The 14,277-nt window shown below is 54.1% G+C and carries 15 protein-coding genes, 1 tRNA gene and 1 pseudogene; 6 read left to right on the top strand and 11 right to left on the bottom strand.

Annotated features, from left to right (window positions below; genetic code table 11):
- Window positions 1-276 precede the first annotated feature (276 nt).
- From HMPREF2854_RS05030 to HMPREF2854_RS08900, 3 genes and pseudogenes are all read left to right on the top strand, one after another.
- Window positions 277-1,248, top strand: a complete 972-nt coding sequence (locus HMPREF2854_RS05030) for an Abi family protein (protein WP_070619931.1) — start codon at window positions 277-279, stop codon at window positions 1,246-1,248.
- Window positions 1,211-1,825, top strand: coding sequence for a XamI family restriction endonuclease (locus tag HMPREF2854_RS05025; protein WP_070619928.1), 615 nt, complete (start codon window positions 1,211-1,213; stop codon window positions 1,823-1,825). Before HMPREF2854_RS05030 ends, HMPREF2854_RS05025 begins: the two co-directional genes overlap by 38 nt.
- 10 nt (window positions 1,826-1,835) lie before the next feature.
- Window positions 1,836-1,943: pseudogene (locus tag HMPREF2854_RS08900) on the top strand (XamI family restriction endonuclease); the annotation flags it as partial.
- A 274-nt stretch (window positions 1,944-2,217) separates the two neighbouring features.
- Here HMPREF2854_RS08900 and HMPREF2854_RS08895 read toward each other — a convergent pair.
- Complete coding sequence (locus HMPREF2854_RS08895; protein WP_366486067.1) at window positions 2,218-2,433, bottom strand: DUF3024 domain-containing protein; 216 nt, start codon at window positions 2,431-2,433, stop codon at window positions 2,218-2,220.
- Between HMPREF2854_RS08895 and HMPREF2854_RS08770 the strand changes: the two genes are divergently transcribed.
- Window positions 2,368-2,547, top strand: coding sequence for a hypothetical protein (locus HMPREF2854_RS08770; RefSeq protein ID WP_222563167.1), 180 nt, complete (start codon window positions 2,368-2,370; stop codon window positions 2,545-2,547). The genes HMPREF2854_RS08895 and HMPREF2854_RS08770 overlap by 66 nt on opposite strands.
- 575 nt (window positions 2,548-3,122) lie before the next feature.
- On the opposite strand, the gene HMPREF2854_RS05015 is transcribed toward HMPREF2854_RS08770, so the two are convergent.
- Complete coding sequence (locus tag HMPREF2854_RS05015; RefSeq protein ID WP_070619922.1) at window positions 3,123-4,433, bottom strand: hypothetical protein; 1,311 nt, start codon at window positions 4,431-4,433, stop codon at window positions 3,123-3,125.
- A 680-nt stretch (window positions 4,434-5,113) separates the two neighbouring features.
- On the opposite strand from HMPREF2854_RS05015, the gene HMPREF2854_RS05010 reads away from it, so the two are divergent.
- Both HMPREF2854_RS05010 and HMPREF2854_RS08765 read left to right on the top strand, forming a co-directional pair.
- Window positions 5,114-5,989 carry an IS3 family transposase gene (locus tag HMPREF2854_RS05010; protein WP_148130901.1) on the top strand — a complete coding sequence of 292 codons (876 nt, stop codon included), beginning with the start codon at window positions 5,114-5,116 and terminating at the stop codon, window positions 5,987-5,989.
- A complete protein-coding gene (locus tag HMPREF2854_RS08765) occupies window positions 5,887-6,417 on the top strand; it encodes a recombinase family protein (RefSeq protein ID WP_261666662.1) in 531 nt (176 codons plus the stop codon). Before HMPREF2854_RS05010 ends, HMPREF2854_RS08765 begins: the two co-directional genes overlap by 103 nt.
- Window positions 6,418-6,603: 186 nt before the next feature.
- On the opposite strand, the gene HMPREF2854_RS08760 is transcribed toward HMPREF2854_RS08765, so the two are convergent.
- The 9 genes from HMPREF2854_RS08760 to HMPREF2854_RS04960 all read right to left on the bottom strand — a co-directional run bounded on the left by HMPREF2854_RS08760 (window position 6,604) and on the right by HMPREF2854_RS04960 (window position 13,896).
- Window positions 6,604-6,918 (bottom strand): hypothetical protein, encoded by a 315-nt coding sequence (locus HMPREF2854_RS08760; protein WP_070619916.1) that lies wholly within the window; start codon window positions 6,916-6,918, stop codon window positions 6,604-6,606.
- 116 nt (window positions 6,919-7,034) lie between these two features.
- A tRNA-Ala gene (locus HMPREF2854_RS04995) sits at window positions 7,035-7,107 on the bottom strand.
- Between the two features lie 94 nt (window positions 7,108-7,201).
- Window positions 7,202-7,822, bottom strand: a complete 621-nt coding sequence (locus HMPREF2854_RS04990; RefSeq protein WP_070619914.1) for a histidine phosphatase family protein — start codon at window positions 7,820-7,822, stop codon at window positions 7,202-7,204.
- Window positions 7,823-7,837: 15 nt separating this feature from the next.
- Complete coding sequence (rsfS, locus tag HMPREF2854_RS04985) at window positions 7,838-8,188, bottom strand: ribosome silencing factor (RefSeq protein WP_070619911.1); 351 nt, start codon at window positions 8,186-8,188, stop codon at window positions 7,838-7,840.
- A gap of 25 nt (window positions 8,189-8,213) precedes the next feature.
- Complete coding sequence (gene nadD, locus HMPREF2854_RS04980) at window positions 8,214-8,828, bottom strand: nicotinate-nucleotide adenylyltransferase (RefSeq protein WP_016443459.1); 615 nt, start codon at window positions 8,826-8,828, stop codon at window positions 8,214-8,216.
- Between the two features lie 74 nt (window positions 8,829-8,902).
- Window positions 8,903-10,429 carry a GTPase ObgE gene (obgE, locus tag HMPREF2854_RS04975; protein WP_070619908.1) on the bottom strand — a complete coding sequence of 509 codons (1,527 nt, stop codon included), beginning with the start codon at window positions 10,427-10,429 and terminating at the stop codon, window positions 8,903-8,905.
- Window positions 10,430-10,523: 94 nt separating this feature from the next.
- A complete protein-coding gene (gene rpmA, locus HMPREF2854_RS04970; protein ID WP_016443457.1) occupies window positions 10,524-10,784 on the bottom strand; it encodes a 50S ribosomal protein L27 in 261 nt (86 codons plus the stop codon).
- A gap of 47 nt (window positions 10,785-10,831) precedes the next feature.
- A complete protein-coding gene (gene rplU, locus HMPREF2854_RS04965; protein ID WP_034510036.1) occupies window positions 10,832-11,152 on the bottom strand; it encodes a 50S ribosomal protein L21 in 321 nt (106 codons plus the stop codon).
- 155 nt (window positions 11,153-11,307) lie between these two features.
- Complete coding sequence (locus HMPREF2854_RS04960) at window positions 11,308-13,896, bottom strand: Rne/Rng family ribonuclease (protein ID WP_070619905.1); 2,589 nt, start codon at window positions 13,894-13,896, stop codon at window positions 11,308-11,310.
- Between the last annotated feature and the right edge of the window lie 381 nt (window positions 13,897-14,277).

The raw sequence follows: 14,277 nt of genomic DNA, 5'->3' as shown, positions 1-14,277 counted from the left end.
CCCCCCCCCCAGCGAGAGCACACACCTCATATCGTGAGTGTCACCACGGTCGGTTCCGCTGCGCCACATCGCAGTCCAGGGCCGGCCCTCAATCAGGTCCAGCACTTGGCTTCATCCGTGTCTAAGCCGAGCTGGCACACACAGCGAGCACGAGGTGGGCTCACCTCAAGGATTGGAGTTCTCGCGGAGCTCGTGGTAACGTGCAGGTAATCGTTCAGCCCGCTTCGACCACTCGGTTGCAGACGGGCTGGATTTCTATCCAGATAGCAGCACTCCATGAAGAAGATCAAGAATCCCACCACGGTTGATGAGCAGATTGCACTCATGCGCACCCGCGGGATGAAGGTCAACGAGTCGCTAGCACGGCAATGGCTATTCAGCGTCTCTTACTACCGATTGTCCGGGTACTGGTACTCATACCGAGTGCTTCCGGAGCCTGAAGATCCCAAAGAACCACAACGCGCTGATGACTTCGTGCCGGGCACAACGTTTGAGGAAGTAGTGGCGCTCTACGAGTTCGACCGCAAAATGCGCACACTTATCTACGATGGGATTGAGCGCATTGAGGTTGCGCTTCGCGCGCGGATCGGTGAACTACTCATCACTAAAGGGGCCTTGTCCTACAAGGATCCCGGCTGTTTCCGGGAGGAATTCCAGCATCAAGATTGGCTAGAAACTGCAGAGAAGCGCGTGGACCGAGCACGCAAGCGCAATCATGCTGTTGCTCACTACGCAGCCAACTATGACGACTACCCTTTCTGGGTTCTTGCTGATGTCCTAGATTTCTCCGACATTTCGATGCTCTTTGACGGCCTCATCCTGGAGGATCAGCGAAGCATCTCACACAGGTTCGGTTTCCGTCTTGACCCTGATCAGCTGAATTCGCGCCAGAAGAAGAGCTACTACAATCAAGATCCACTCGCTCGATGGTGCGAACAACTCACCGTCCTACGAAACACTTGCGCTCACCACGGCCGACTGTGGAACCGTTACTTCACTCCCGCATCCACGAACGCTTTCCGCACGATCCAAGAGTTGTCTTGTCTCCCTAAAGGGCAAAGTGAACGACTCTTCGGGGCTCTCACCATCATCGCGTTCATGCTACGAAGCGTCTCTCCTGGCTCAACCTGGGTGAATAAGGTTCGCAAGCTGGTAAAGGAAGAGTACGAGCCACTGGCATTGCGGCAAATCGATGAGATGGGGTTCCCCGATGACTGGAGGAACCTACCTGTCTGGGACCTCGACTGAACAAAAGCGTGACCGTATCTTACCTCAGGGCGAGACAACGGCCACGGCTACTCGTTATCAGGCTTTGAACACGACTTCCTCAAGTCAAAACCTGATCCAGATCATAAAAATCATCATGGAACTCCTAGACGATACCCTATTCGAGTGGGTTCAAACGAAGACTCCACCGACTCCGAAACAGATCGAACTTGCATCAGTTGCCGTGGGAGATCGCAGGCGCGGGGCTCTAACCGATCCTATTATTCGCAACGCGCAAGAAGCTCTCCAAATGGCGGTTATACGAGACTGGTTAACCGCACGCGGATACACAGGACAACGTTATTCCAGCAATCTACCTCTGAAAGGCCTTCTCGCAGGAACTTTCTCGATACACAATGTCCGCGTCCAAAACCAAGACGGCAAGATGATCAATATGCCGATCGCCCTCATTGTTCAACCACATGTACGCAGGACATCCGATTTCCCAGTCCTTATTGAAGCCAAGAGTGCTGGCGACTTCACTAACACAAACAAAAGACGTAAGGAGGAGGCAACGAAGGCACACCAGCTGAAACGTACCTACGGCGAGGAAACTTGACCATCTCCTACTTCTATGCGGTTATTGTAATGCTGGATACCTTGGCTACGAAGCTGCTGAGGGACTCGACTGGGTCTGGGAACATCGCGTGGAGGATTTGGAAATTGTAGGAATTTGATCTGTCTATATTGGAGACGAAGCGCCCGGCTGATCAGGACAGACTGGACGCCAAGCGGGGAGCCGCTGAGCATAACAAAGAAGGGCAGTTCGCCATTCCCTCCTCTCCAGCGCACTCAATTGCCAAGTTCGTTCTCCCCCTCGTTTCCGTTGTAGATTTGATGGCCTTTATGTTGAACAATTCCTGGTCAAAGCCAGCTTCCCGATGAACCCCAACTGGTTAAGTTGTATCAAGATATTCAACTCATGTTCCCTACGACGTAGTTGTTGATACGTTACGACGCTTGCCCGTGCTGGGTGCATTTAGGTTTGGGCGGGTGCAAAACCGCGTGACCAGGGATTTTAGCCGAAGAAGATGGGTTCGCTGAGTTCTCGATGTAGTCCAGCAGATCGTCAACGAGGCGTGATAGTTCGATGTCGCAGGCGTGGAATTTCAGGTTACGGTTACGCCAGTAAAGGGACCAGAGTTTGGTGGATTTGGCGTAGCGCAGACGGGCTATCGGGAAACGGGTGTGTTCACCTTGCCCGTCCCTTGGTGGGCGGACTTAAACGATGGTGACGTGACGGTCGACGACGTCGGCTTCAACCTTGACCTGTTCCCATAGGTGTTTGGGGACGCGGGCATCGCACCAGCGACGGATGCGGACGAGGTCGAGCTGCGATATTCCCATAGCCTCAAAGCTACGGGAACCGGCATGCCAATGGATCCCGCACTTCTCTGTCTATCCGACACCTTTCGGCGACACTCATACTTTTCGGCGCAAACCACACTTTTTGGCACTACCCCCTTAGAACACTATTCGCGACCCGATCGAAGCACCCACAACCTGCTCAGGCACCCGCTTCCACGCTCGATCCGCACCATGCCAGAAGCACAACAAACCCCTCGAATTCCCTGTTTTACCTAGTAAAACTCGGAACCCGAGGGGTTCGTGCCGCACTCACACTTTTGTAGCCAAAGTTGAGTACTAATGGTTATCTGTACTCAACTTTGGATACAAATCCCGGAGTGGGTGCATGACCGGGGTGGGTGGGTGGGTGCAGTTAAGCCTTAGGTGGGTACACATGACCGCCAGACTGGGTGCAAATCGCTAGGTTTGCTGCACAACCTCAAGCAAGTTCAACCACGTCCACCTGGCATGACAAGCTGGTTCTACCTGTAGAAAACAACACGCGCATATCAGACACCTGTGAAAGACGAAGGCATCCCGGTCATTCTCTCCAGGACCGCAGCATGAAGTTCCTGCATGTTAACGACATCCCTTTGTTTCATGTCTGCCCTAGACACGACCGGGAATACTCGATCGAATTCAGGAACCATGTGTCGCTCTTGTCCATGTCTAACAACGACGAATGCAAGTCCGTTTATTGCCATCGAGAAAAGAAAGTCACCCCTTCTTCTGGCAGACTCAGCAAGGGTTGTCACACTGAAGAAGTATCCGTTTATTCCTGAAACATTCTCATTCAAGTAGATCTCAAACCCCGATGGCGTTCGCCCCTGTCGCAAGGTTCTGATCCAAGTCTTGTCAACCTTCTTGCCCGAGGCAATGGAAAGCAGTAGTGCAGTCTTTAGACACCACTGGATAAGTAAATCTACTGGCTTGACTAACGTAGATAGCACCTGTGCAGTTTTATAAAACTCCTGGTATGCGGCTGCAATAGGCTTTTCCAATTTTCGACCGAAGAATCCATTGCAGGAATCACATAAAATCTCAGCTGTAACTGGAGTCACTTGCCAGTACTTGGCGAGCCAATTCGGGGAGCAGTGTTCCCTCGTGACCCCATGCACACCGCACGCAACACAAACTTCTTCCTGCCGGATTTTTTCAGGTAACTCAGTCTGTTCACGAGTGGCGATGTAGCAGAAATATGAATCGTCACGCATTTGTTCTCCCCCAATAAAGATACTGGGGTTTCCCGGAACAACGAAGTTCCAGCTATTCGACATATCGATAATCTGATCCAGTTGTTTCGATGCAAGAGATCCGGGGAACACCGCCATCAATGGCGCTGGTTCATTCGTCATGACGCTGGCGATCAACTGCCCGAGCGTCGTTTGAATGATCAACGTCAAGGTTCCTGTGCCGCTGAGGAAGTATGCGAGGCGCGGTTCTATTAAGAACTTCTGCGACCTCCATTTTCCGTTAGCGTCGCTATAGCCCAGCTCAACAGAATCGGCACCAATTTCACTAATCGCAGGCGAGAGTTCGTCAAAGACTAAGGGAAACCTTACCCGCTTGGGAGTACGACGAGCCTTTATACTCTTAAGGAAGTCCAGTGTCTCAAAGCCACTAGCTGGATCATCCACCAACCCGTTCCACTCGACAACTGGGATGGCCATGAGTCGGTCGGTAGCTCCCGAAACACTCAGAGACTGATTTCTTCCAATTTTGTCATTACTCGACCCCTCCCCTACAAATAAGTAAGATGAGTAAGATGCCGCGGTCTCATTCTGAACCGTCTTAATCAGCTTATGAGCTATAAAGGACATTTTCTCTCCAGTATTACACGCTTGGGAGCCGTCTACAGCGGTTACGCAAGTATTTGCGCAATCTCCAGATGGATTTCCAACTTGGTCTAGCTCTGGGTGCAACGTTGGCCCTACAAGAATCTCTCCATGCCTGTCGGCAACATTTAAAGCTTACCTGGGCACGCCCGTCTTAGAATTGAAATTGCGAGTGTATAGCTCGTGGCTGTTTCGAGGAGGAGACGCCAATGGTTTCAGTCAATCTCATCCAGCATAAGGTGTTGCAGTGGCACTCCAAGGTCGAGACCGATCCGCCCAATGATGAGTGGAAGACATCGGCGAGCGCTGTCGAAGGGGGGCGCAATCAGCCGCAAGACCGGCGAGTACGTCGCCACATTGACTGACGTTGGCAAGCTGTACCTGCTGGATAACCCTACTCCCCCAGCTCCGAAACTTCCGCGCAAGCCAAGGCTTCCGAAACCGGCGGCCGAAGAGCCACTATCTATCGAATCAGAGGTAGCCAAGCAGTTATCCACCGGGGTCTCTCCGACGACAGCACCTAAGCGAATAAATCGTATGAAGCGTCCTGGGTTTTGTTCCTCGGTTTTATTGAGGAGGATTTGGGTATGTCCCAGAGATATTCACAGGAATTTAGAGCTCGTGCGGTGCGGCTTGTCTAGGATCGACTCCAGGGCGATCCTGGAGTGTCGGTCAGTGCCGTGTTGACGGATACGGCAGACAAGCTCGGTATAGCGAAAGAAACACTGCGCCGGTGGTATTCCCAAGATCAGGTCGATACCGGTCGTAAACCGGGGATCATGAGCGAGGAGAACGCTAAGATTCGCCGGATTCATGCCGAGAACTATGGAGTGTATGGCGTGCGGAAAATGTGGCACGCGATGCGTCGCGAGGGCTGGGAGATCGGCCGGGACCAAACTGCCCGATTGATGAAAATCGCCGAGGTCAGTGGCGTGCGTCGAGGTAGATCCCCAATCACAACTAGGCCACCGCAAGCGCCGGACACGAGGCCAGACCTCGTCCAGCGCAACTTCCGTGCCAATGGCCCGAACCAGTTGTGGGTTGCTGACATTACCTATGTTCGCACTCGGACCGGATTCGTCTACACCGCATTCGTCACCGACGTGTTCTCGCGCATGATCGTTGGCTGGTCGACCCGCTCAACCATGCGTACTGAAGCACTACCGTTGGAAGCTCTCGATCAGGCCATCAGCCAGGCCAAAGGCAATCTTGCCTCGCTCGTCCATCACAGTGATCACGGCTCGCAATACGTCTGCATCGCATACGGTGCCATGCTCGCCGAGCATGGGATCGCCTCATCGACCGGCACGGTTGGTGATTCGTACGACAATGCACTAGCCGAGAGCGTAAACGGTCTGTATAAGACTGAGCTGATCTACTCCCAGCACTGGGCCGGGGTAACAGAGGTTGAGTTCGCGACCATGAACTGGGTCCATTGGTGGAACACCAAGCGGCTACACGAAGCACTCGGACACCGGACCCCAGCAGAGCAGGTCAACAGTTACAATCAAACTCGTGCCAGAGCGTTGGCACCCATTTAAGAAGCGGAACAAAACCCAGGACGCTTCACACTCAAATTTTCAGCAACTACGCCTCAGGTATCTCTATGCAGAAGATCTGCCACAGACTCAACGCGCAAGAGATTCGCACAACCCGTGGAGGTAAGTTTGCCCCTAAAAACCTAAACAAGATACTCAAAAACCGTGCCTACATCGGTGAGTATTCATACGGTAAACAAGTAATTAAGGACGGGATGCCCCGCCTAGTTGACGACCTCACCTTTGAGAAAGTCCAGCACCGCTTTGCCCTCAATAAACGCTTAGGAGCGAAAACCCTGGCCGAACTCACCGCCCAAGGGGACGATGCCCCCGACTATTGGCTGACCGGGCGCACTTACTGCCTGGACTGTGGCGGATCCATGGAAGGTGTCTCAGGTACCTCAAAGACAGGACGCACCTACAGGTACTAATACTGCCTGAATCAACGTAAAAAGACATGCTCTGCTAAACCAATACGTAAAGAAGAAATCGAAACGCACATCGAAGAGATTATTGAGTCTTTCCTCAGCGACCCTGAAATGCTGGCCTCACTAGCAGTAGACACGGCAGACCATTACAGGAAAGCACACGGCCAAGAAAATGAAATCCTCAAAGCCCTAGAAACCCGCCGCAAAGATGTAGAAATCCAACTCGCCAACTTCGTCAAAGCAATATCCCAAGGAATCTTCAATGACACCACTGCCGAAGCCATGCGTACACTGGAAGAACAAAAATGCGATCTCAATCAAGCCATCCAAACAGAAAACGTCAAAACCGCCCTCTTTGAGGATGAAGCTTCCATTAGCTCGTTCTACAAGCGCTTCGCCCAGGCCACGATCGACACGCCCGAGACCCGCGATCAGCTCTTCGAATACTTCGTGGACAAGGTATTCATCGGTCGCGAGCAGATCGTCATCGCGTCCTATTTCCATGACAGCGCAGCGCCCATCGAGTTCGAGGACCTCGAAGAAGCACTCGCCAGCGGACACAGAGCGGGGGAAGTGCGAACCTACGCTCGAAAGCGAGAGTTCAACACTTCCCCCTCAGGTGGAGCTAAGGGGATTCGAACCCCTGACCTCTTCCATGCCATGGAAGCGCGCTACCAACTGCGCCATAGCCCCTTAAACAAGTAACAACTATACAGAACAACTCTGCCCTAGCCAAACCGGCACCTGTGCGACCGCTCACGCGCACGCCGCTACTGACAATCGGCTGTCACGCCCCGATGTTGTGGCCTACCAAGCGCCAGTACGGGGACCTATCAGCTTGCTCCAGAATCGACCAGTGACAGTTGTCCAGGCCGCGCAGACCAGACCAAGATCCCGGCGCGATCCCGAGCAATTGGGTAATCCCCTGCGTAATCGCCGACCCGTGCGACACAAACACGTACGTGCCGGGGGTAGCGTTAACAACTTCCGTAACTACCTCGGCGAAGCGCTGCCCCACATCCTCGCGCGATTCGATCTGTGCTCCTGCGCAATCGCCCGTTGCACGCCACTCGCGGTACCACTGTGGATGCTCCGCCAGCATCTCATCACGGCTCATCCCCTCAAAAGCACCAAAGTTGCGTTCCCGAATCCGTGGATCCGCAACCACTTCCACGCCCGAATGCCTCGAGATTTCATGGGCCGTATCCATCGCGCGTGACAGGTCAGATGAAACAATCGCATCGGGTTGAAGTGCCGCCACTACAGGGCCCATCTTAGCGGCTTGTGCTCGTCCCACCTCATTTAGCTCAATATCAATCACGCCCTGAACGCGACCTCCAATATTGAAGTCCGTCTGGCCATGACGTACAAAAATCACACGAGACTTAACAAGGGGTGCGTCACTCATAAGCCACTCAACTCCTCAAAGCTCAAGAATCGGGCAATCTGCCCACAAACGCTCCAACGCGTAAAACTCGCGCTGCTCATCCAACTGAACGTGAACCACGAAATCGCCAAAATCCATCAGAACCCAAGAAAGCTCCTCGCCGCTCTCCACGCGCGGACGCCTGCCTCCGGCCTCCAGCACCTTATCGGTGACCTCATTTGCAATGGCCTGCACCTGGCGACCACTCGACGCAGAAACGATCAAGAATACGTCCGTAAATGGAGTGCGCTGGCCAACTAGAATCGCAACCGGGTTGACGCCCAACTTATCTTGCGCAGCCTTAACCGCAACCTGCAGGTACTGCTTCGTAGAATCACTAAGTTCCAAAATCCACCTTCCGGCCCCAAAACCACTACTGCCTATACAAACCGTACTTATCTATGTACTGCACGACCCCGTCCGGCACCAAATACCACACCGGCTTTCCGGCCTTCACGCGCGCGCGACAATCCGTAGACGAAATTGCCATCGCGGGCACCTCCAGCAAAGACACCGACGCCGGTGGAAGCCCCTTCGCGTTCAGCTCATGGCCCGGCCTTGTCACGCCAATAAAATGCGCCATCTCAAAAAGCTTGTCCGAATCCTTCCACGTGAGGATCTGTTCCAGCGCATCCGCGCCCGTAATAAAGAAGAGGTCAGCATCCGGCCTCATTGCATGAATATCGCTCAACGTATCAATCGTGTATGTGGTGCCACCGCGATCAATATCGACGCGCGAAACCGTAAACCGATTATTCGAGGCCGTTGCAATCACCGTCATCAAATAGCGATGCTCCGCAGACGTAACCCTGCGCCCCTCCTTGAACGGCTGCATCTGAGTGGGAACGAAAACCACCTGATCCAGATTGAACACGTCCATTACTTCTGAAGCCGCAACGAGGTGCCCATGGTGGATCGGGTCAAACGTACCGCCCATCACCCCAATGGACGGCCTATGATTCAATACCTCGCCCTTCACGTGCCTCACATTCAATCCAAATACCGGCCGCTAACTACTTCCCTATCCTACGGGTTTGAAAGGATGTCGAAAGCGTATAAGCATTACTCGTCCGGATCGGTCCAAACTCCGGCTTCACGGTCCATCCAAAGCTCGTCGCGAGCCGCCTGCTTCGCATCCATACGCTCGTGGAAACGCGCCTTGCGTTCGCGCCTGGTCAGGCGCTCGCCACCCTCAAATCGCATGTCTGAACCGCGCGGGCCAAGCAACTCAGCACCTGTCTCCATGGTCGGCTCCCAATCGAAAATGACACCATCCTCAATGGATCCAATCACCACGGGATCACCCGGCAATGCACCAGCCTGTGCCAAGAGGTCTTCCACTCCCGCCAAACTCAAACGATCTGCCAGGTAGCCAACCGCCTCATCATTTGCGAAATCAGTCTGCAAAATCCAACGCTCCGGCCTGCGGCCTCGAACCTGGAACAAGTCCTGCCCAGCGTGAGAGACCTTGCGAACCGTAATGACCTCATCACGTTCACGTCCGCCAATCGCCTGCGGACGCAATACCGTGGGTGCAGGCTCGATCTCGGGCATCGAGTCACGATGATCCTGCACCATCTTCGCAAGCGCGAAAGACAGCTCCTTCAACCCCTCGTGCGTTACCGCAGAAACCTCAAAAACCGGCCAGCCAAACGCATGTAGCTCCTCGCTTTGCATATGTGCCATATCGCGGCCATCGGGGATGTCGATCTTATTCACCACAATCGCGCGCGGACGCTCCCCCAAAGGCACATAGCCTTCCAACTCGCCCAAATCGGAACGATACTGAGCTAGCTCCTCTTCAATCGTCTTGAGGTCCGAAACCGGATCGCGCTCAGGCTCAAACGTTGCCGCGTCCAAAACGTGCACAATCACAGACGAGCGTTCAATATGACGCAAAAACTCGAGACCAAGTCCCTTACCCTCCGAAGCTCCTGGAATCAGGCCCGGCACATCCGCAATGGTGTAGCGAATCTCGCCCGCCTGCACAACCCCCAGATTAGGAACCAGTGTTGTAAACGGGTAATCCGCAATCTTCGGACGGGCAGCCGACATGGCGGCGATAAGCGAAGACTTGCCCGCGGATGGGAAACCAACCAGCGCAACGTCAGCAACCGACTTCAGTTCCAGAATGACCGTGCGTTCCTCGCCCGGCTCACCCTTCAACGCAAAACCCGGAGCCTTGCGCTTACGAGAAGCCAATGCCGCGTTGCCAAGGCCTCCTCTACCACCCTCAGCGATGACCACGCGTGTCCCCACCTCGGTCAGGTCAGCGATGAGGGACCCATCCGCATCCTTAACCACTGTACCCACTGGAACCGGAAGTACTACGTCCTCACCGTTTCGGCCCTCACCGTCTCCACCAAGACCAGGAGTGCCATTCTCAGCCTTGCGGTGTGGAAGATGGTGGTAGTCAAGCAGAGACGTAGTTTGATCCGACACCTCAAGAATCACGTTTCCACCATCGCCACCATTACCCCCGTCGGGGCCGCCGAGTGGCTTGTACTTCTCACGGCGAATCGATGCGGCGCCGTGACCACCATTGCCACCGGTAACGTACAAAGTCACCCTGTCAACAAAAGACGCCATAGCTACTCCCTACGCGGCAAGCTTTTACAAATTCAGATAATAAAATTTTGAGGGTGATGGGAAACCCCAATCACCCTCAAAGCGTTAAGACTAGTTAGGCAGATACTGCCTCAACCACGTTAACGACGCGCCGATTGCGCTTGTTCGCGAACTCAACATCGCCTGCAACGAGTGCGAAAAGCGTGTCATCCTTGCCGCGACCTACGTTCTCACCAGCGTGGTAACGAGTCCCGCGCTGACGAACTAGAATCTCGCCGGCCTGTACAAACTGGCCTCCGAAGCGCTTGATGCCGAGACGCTGGGCATTAGAGTCGCGACCGTTCTTGGAAGAACCGAGTCCCTTCTTACTTGCCATCTTTCAGCTTCTTTCTGTCAGTCCTAAAACGAGTTTAGGAACACTAACTACTTGATGCCAGTTACCTTGATCTTCGTCAGGGGCTGACGATGACCTTGGCGCTTGCGGTAGCCAGTCTTGTTCTTGAACTTGATAATAGAAATCTTCGGACCCTTGGCGGGCTCAACGATTTCAGCAGTTACCTTAACCTTGCCGAGCTCCGACACGTCCGAGGTTACCTTGTCACCGTCGACCACCATTAGGGGCTGGAGTTCGACAGTATCGCCGGGTTCTCCTGCCAACTTGTCGACGACGACGACATCACCGACGGACACCTTCTCCTGTCGGCCGCCGGCCTTGACGATCGCGTAGACCACGTTGCTGCTCATCTCTTAATAGATTACGAATTAATTATGCGTTCAAAGAAACGCACCGACGATCAAGACTACTTGAAACGCGCGTAGCAATCAAACGAATTTGCTCGTTTTGCCACTTGTAGGCGTGTGGGATTCACCACCGGAGCCGCGCGCGTGTCGCCTTGAGTTTACTTATTCTCTTCCCCACCGGCATTAGGTTGCGACATTACCGCTCGCCTAGCCTTTTTAGCAGGACGGGAAGAAGCGTCAGGTAACTGAATGTCATCGAGGCTCACAGCCGCGGGCCTTCCAATCTTTTCAGTCTTCACCGGTTCGGGCAGATCTAGCTTCACCTTGGGGTGTCCAACCTCCATGGTGACCGCTCGCCGTGCTCGTTTGCGGGGCACAACCGCGCCTCCACCCGAATGATCCGGTTCCTCTAAAAGCTTTGCGGCTCGAGGCGCCGAAGACAACTGCTTCCGCTGACTGCTCGAGGACGCCTTCCTGGGGCGCTTGCCTTCCGGCTGAGTCTCGTCCGTAGCCACACCGTGGTTCGCAGCCTTGGCGCCATCCTTCTTCTCTCTCGACTGCTTCGAATCACGCTTGTGACCCGCTCCTCTTCCAGACTTCTTCGAGCTAGCCGCGTCATCGCCGTTATCTTGCTCAGATAAAACATTTACCTCGCCAGCTTCACCTTCACGAGGCTCTGTGGAGTCGCTAGCCGAATTCTTGTCATCGCGCTGCTTGCGATTTCTTTGCCCTCGCTTGCGATCAGAGTTTTTCGAGTTGCTCTGTTTTTCTCCCTCATCTTCGTGATGCTTCGAAGCAGCCGAGGCAGCGATTGCTGAAAGCGCTGCCTTCACTTCTTCATGCTTTTCATCGGATTCCGGCTCGCTTGCCGGTTCCGAATTCTGCTTCTTAGGCGGGATAGCGTGTCCAGACTTATCTTTTTCCACCGGACTGGAATGAACGATGAAGCCCCTGCCCTCACAGCACTCACACGGGGTAGAGAAGGCTTCAACTAACCCTTCACCAACCCGCTTTCGAGTCATTTGTACAAGGCCTAGAGCCGTAATCTCCGTAACCTGATGACGGGTACGATCACGTCCCAAGCACTCCACCAGCCTGCGTAGCACGAGGTCGCGGTTAGACTCGAGCACCATGTCAACAAAGTCAATGACGATGATTCCGCCAATATCGCGAAGCCGCAGCTGCCGAACAATCTCTTCAGCAGCCTCCAGGTTGTTCATGGTGACCGTTTCTTCAAGAGTGCCACCTGAGCCAATAAACTTGCCCGTGTTCACATCGATGACGGTCATTGCCTCCGTGCGGTCAATAATCAAGGAACCACCCGAGGGAAGCCAGACCTTATTATCCATTCCCTTCGCAAGCTGCTCATCAACGCGATGCGAGTGGAACACGTCCTCGCGTTTGGTCCAGTGAACCAAACGACCTTTCAGGTCCGGTGACAGCTTTGACACGTACTCGCTGATGGTCTTCCACGTACCCGATCCCTGCACCGTTAGCGAAGAAAAATCCTCGTTGAAGACATCGCGAACCACGCGAACAGCGAGCTCTGGCTCTGATCGCAGCATCACCGGAGCTTTCTGCCCCTTCTTCTGCTTCTGCACAACCTCGTCCCACTGCGCCTGCAGGCGATTCACATCATCGCGCAACTGCGCTTCCGTTGCCCCCTCCGCAGCAGTACGGACGATTACTCCCGAATCCTTCGGAACGATCTTAGACAGTAGCTTCTTCAGACGCGCCCGCTCCTTCTCGGGAAGTTTGCGCGAAATACCAGTCATCTGCCCGTCCGGCACCAGCACCAAGAAGCGGCCTGCCAAAGTGATTTGCGAGGTCAGCCGGGCACCCTTGTGCCCGATCGGATCCTTCGTGACCTGCACCAGGACCGTGTCACCCGACTTCAAAGCCTGTTCGATGCGACGCGGCCTGCCTTGGAATCCGAGCGCCTCCCAGTTCACTTCACCGGCATACAAAACCGCGTTACGACCCTTTCCAAGGTCAACGAACGCCGCCTCCATTGACGGCAAAACATTCTGCACGCGACCGAGGTAAATGTTGCCCACCATTGTCTGCTGGGTGCGGCGCGCAACGTAATGCTCCACAAGCAACCCATCTTCAAGAACGGCGATCTGGTTTAAACCATTCTTCTCGCGCACGATCATCTCGCGCTTCACAGACTCACGCCGGGCCAAGAACTCCGATTCGGTTACAACTTGACGGCGACGGTTCTCTCGACGCCCCTCACGCCTACGCTGACGTTTAGCCTCTAGACGCGTTGAGCCCTTAACGCCCTCAACCTCGTTAGACAGTTCAGAAGAATCATCTTCTGTCGAGGAACGCCTACGCCTGCGCCTGCGCACCGTAGTGACCTGCTCTTCGTTCGCATCGTCGCCAGTCTCCTGTGACTGTTCGCTGACGCTCTCGTCATCATCGAATGAGGACGAGTCCGCAACCTCTTCTTCCAATTCCTCTACGCGCCTGCGAGACCTCTGTTTACGAGCGGGACGCTCATCATCATTCCCGCTTGTGTCGGGGTGAGAAATCGCCGGAGCTTGGAACAGCAGCGTCGCTGCAGCAGCCACAGGGACCTTTGTCCCTTGCGGGACCTCCTCATTCGCTTTGCGCGCGCCCGAGAAAACCGGGGCGCCTACACCGGGCGAAAACAGATCGGTTTCGACCCCTTTTTCGCCGCGATCAGCCTCATTATTATTTTCTTTTGTCACAAGCCTTCTCCAGTTAGCGCAGGACTTCATACCAAGCTCCTGCAGCAGCCGTCTTACGCAGACGGAAACCTAAACGGTGTAGCCCAAGCGGCTAACACAAGCGCCATACAGGGAGAAAACATCACCTGCTTGCGCCACTTTCACGGTATGGCGAAAGTATCTCCAAGAGGAATTATCGCACAATATACGAAGATCGGACGAATACGTCGGCACAGAGGACGAAAATGCGTCCTTTGACACCATTTTCACCACCTCAAACATGGACCGAAAACAGCCTCGTCAATTATTGAAAAAACCTTTTTGGAAACAATAATTTTGCCTAATTATTTTTTTGTTTACCATTTCGTTATCAAAAACAACCCTTGTGAGCGGTCTAACATGCGCGTTATTACACGCTTTGTCAGATAGAAT

Source organism: Actinomyces sp. HMSC075B09, assembly GCF_001812395.1.
GTDB lineage: Bacteria > Actinomycetota > Actinomycetes > Actinomycetales > Actinomycetaceae > Gleimia > Gleimia europaea.
The sequence above is the reverse complement of the archived record's forward strand: the minus strand, read 5'-3'. Positions and strand labels throughout refer to the sequence as shown.

Excerpts from the sequence above, each read along its gene's own strand:
- HMPREF2854_RS05030 (WP_070619931.1), top strand. The coding sequence starts at position 277 with ATGAAGAAGATCAAGAATCCCACCACGGTTGATGAGCAGATTGCACTC.
- HMPREF2854_RS05025 (WP_070619928.1), top strand. The coding sequence starts at position 1,211 with ATGACTGGAGGAACCTACCTGTCTGGGACCTCGACTGAACAAAAGCGT.
- HMPREF2854_RS05015 (WP_070619922.1), bottom strand. The coding sequence starts at position 4,433 with ATGTCCTTTATAGCTCATAAGCTGATTAAGACGGTTCAGAATGAGACC.
- HMPREF2854_RS08760 (WP_070619916.1), bottom strand. The coding sequence starts at position 6,918 with ATGGAAATAGGACGCGATGACGATCTGCTCGCGACCGATGAATACCTT.
- HMPREF2854_RS04990 (WP_070619914.1), bottom strand. The coding sequence starts at position 7,822 with ATGAGTGACGCACCCCTTGTTAAGTCTCGTGTGATTTTTGTACGTCAT.
- obgE (WP_070619908.1), bottom strand. The coding sequence starts at position 10,429 with ATGGCGTCTTTTGTTGACAGGGTGACTTTGTACGTTACCGGTGGCAAT.
- rpmA (WP_016443457.1), bottom strand. The coding sequence starts at position 10,784 with ATGGCAAGTAAGAAGGGACTCGGTTCTTCCAAGAACGGTCGCGACTCT.
- rplU (WP_034510036.1), bottom strand. The coding sequence starts at position 11,152 with ATGAGCAGCAACGTGGTCTACGCGATCGTCAAGGCCGGCGGCCGACAG.
- HMPREF2854_RS04960 (WP_070619905.1), bottom strand. The coding sequence starts at position 13,896 with ATGAAGTCCTGCGCTAACTGGAGAAGGCTTGTGACAAAAGAAAATAAT.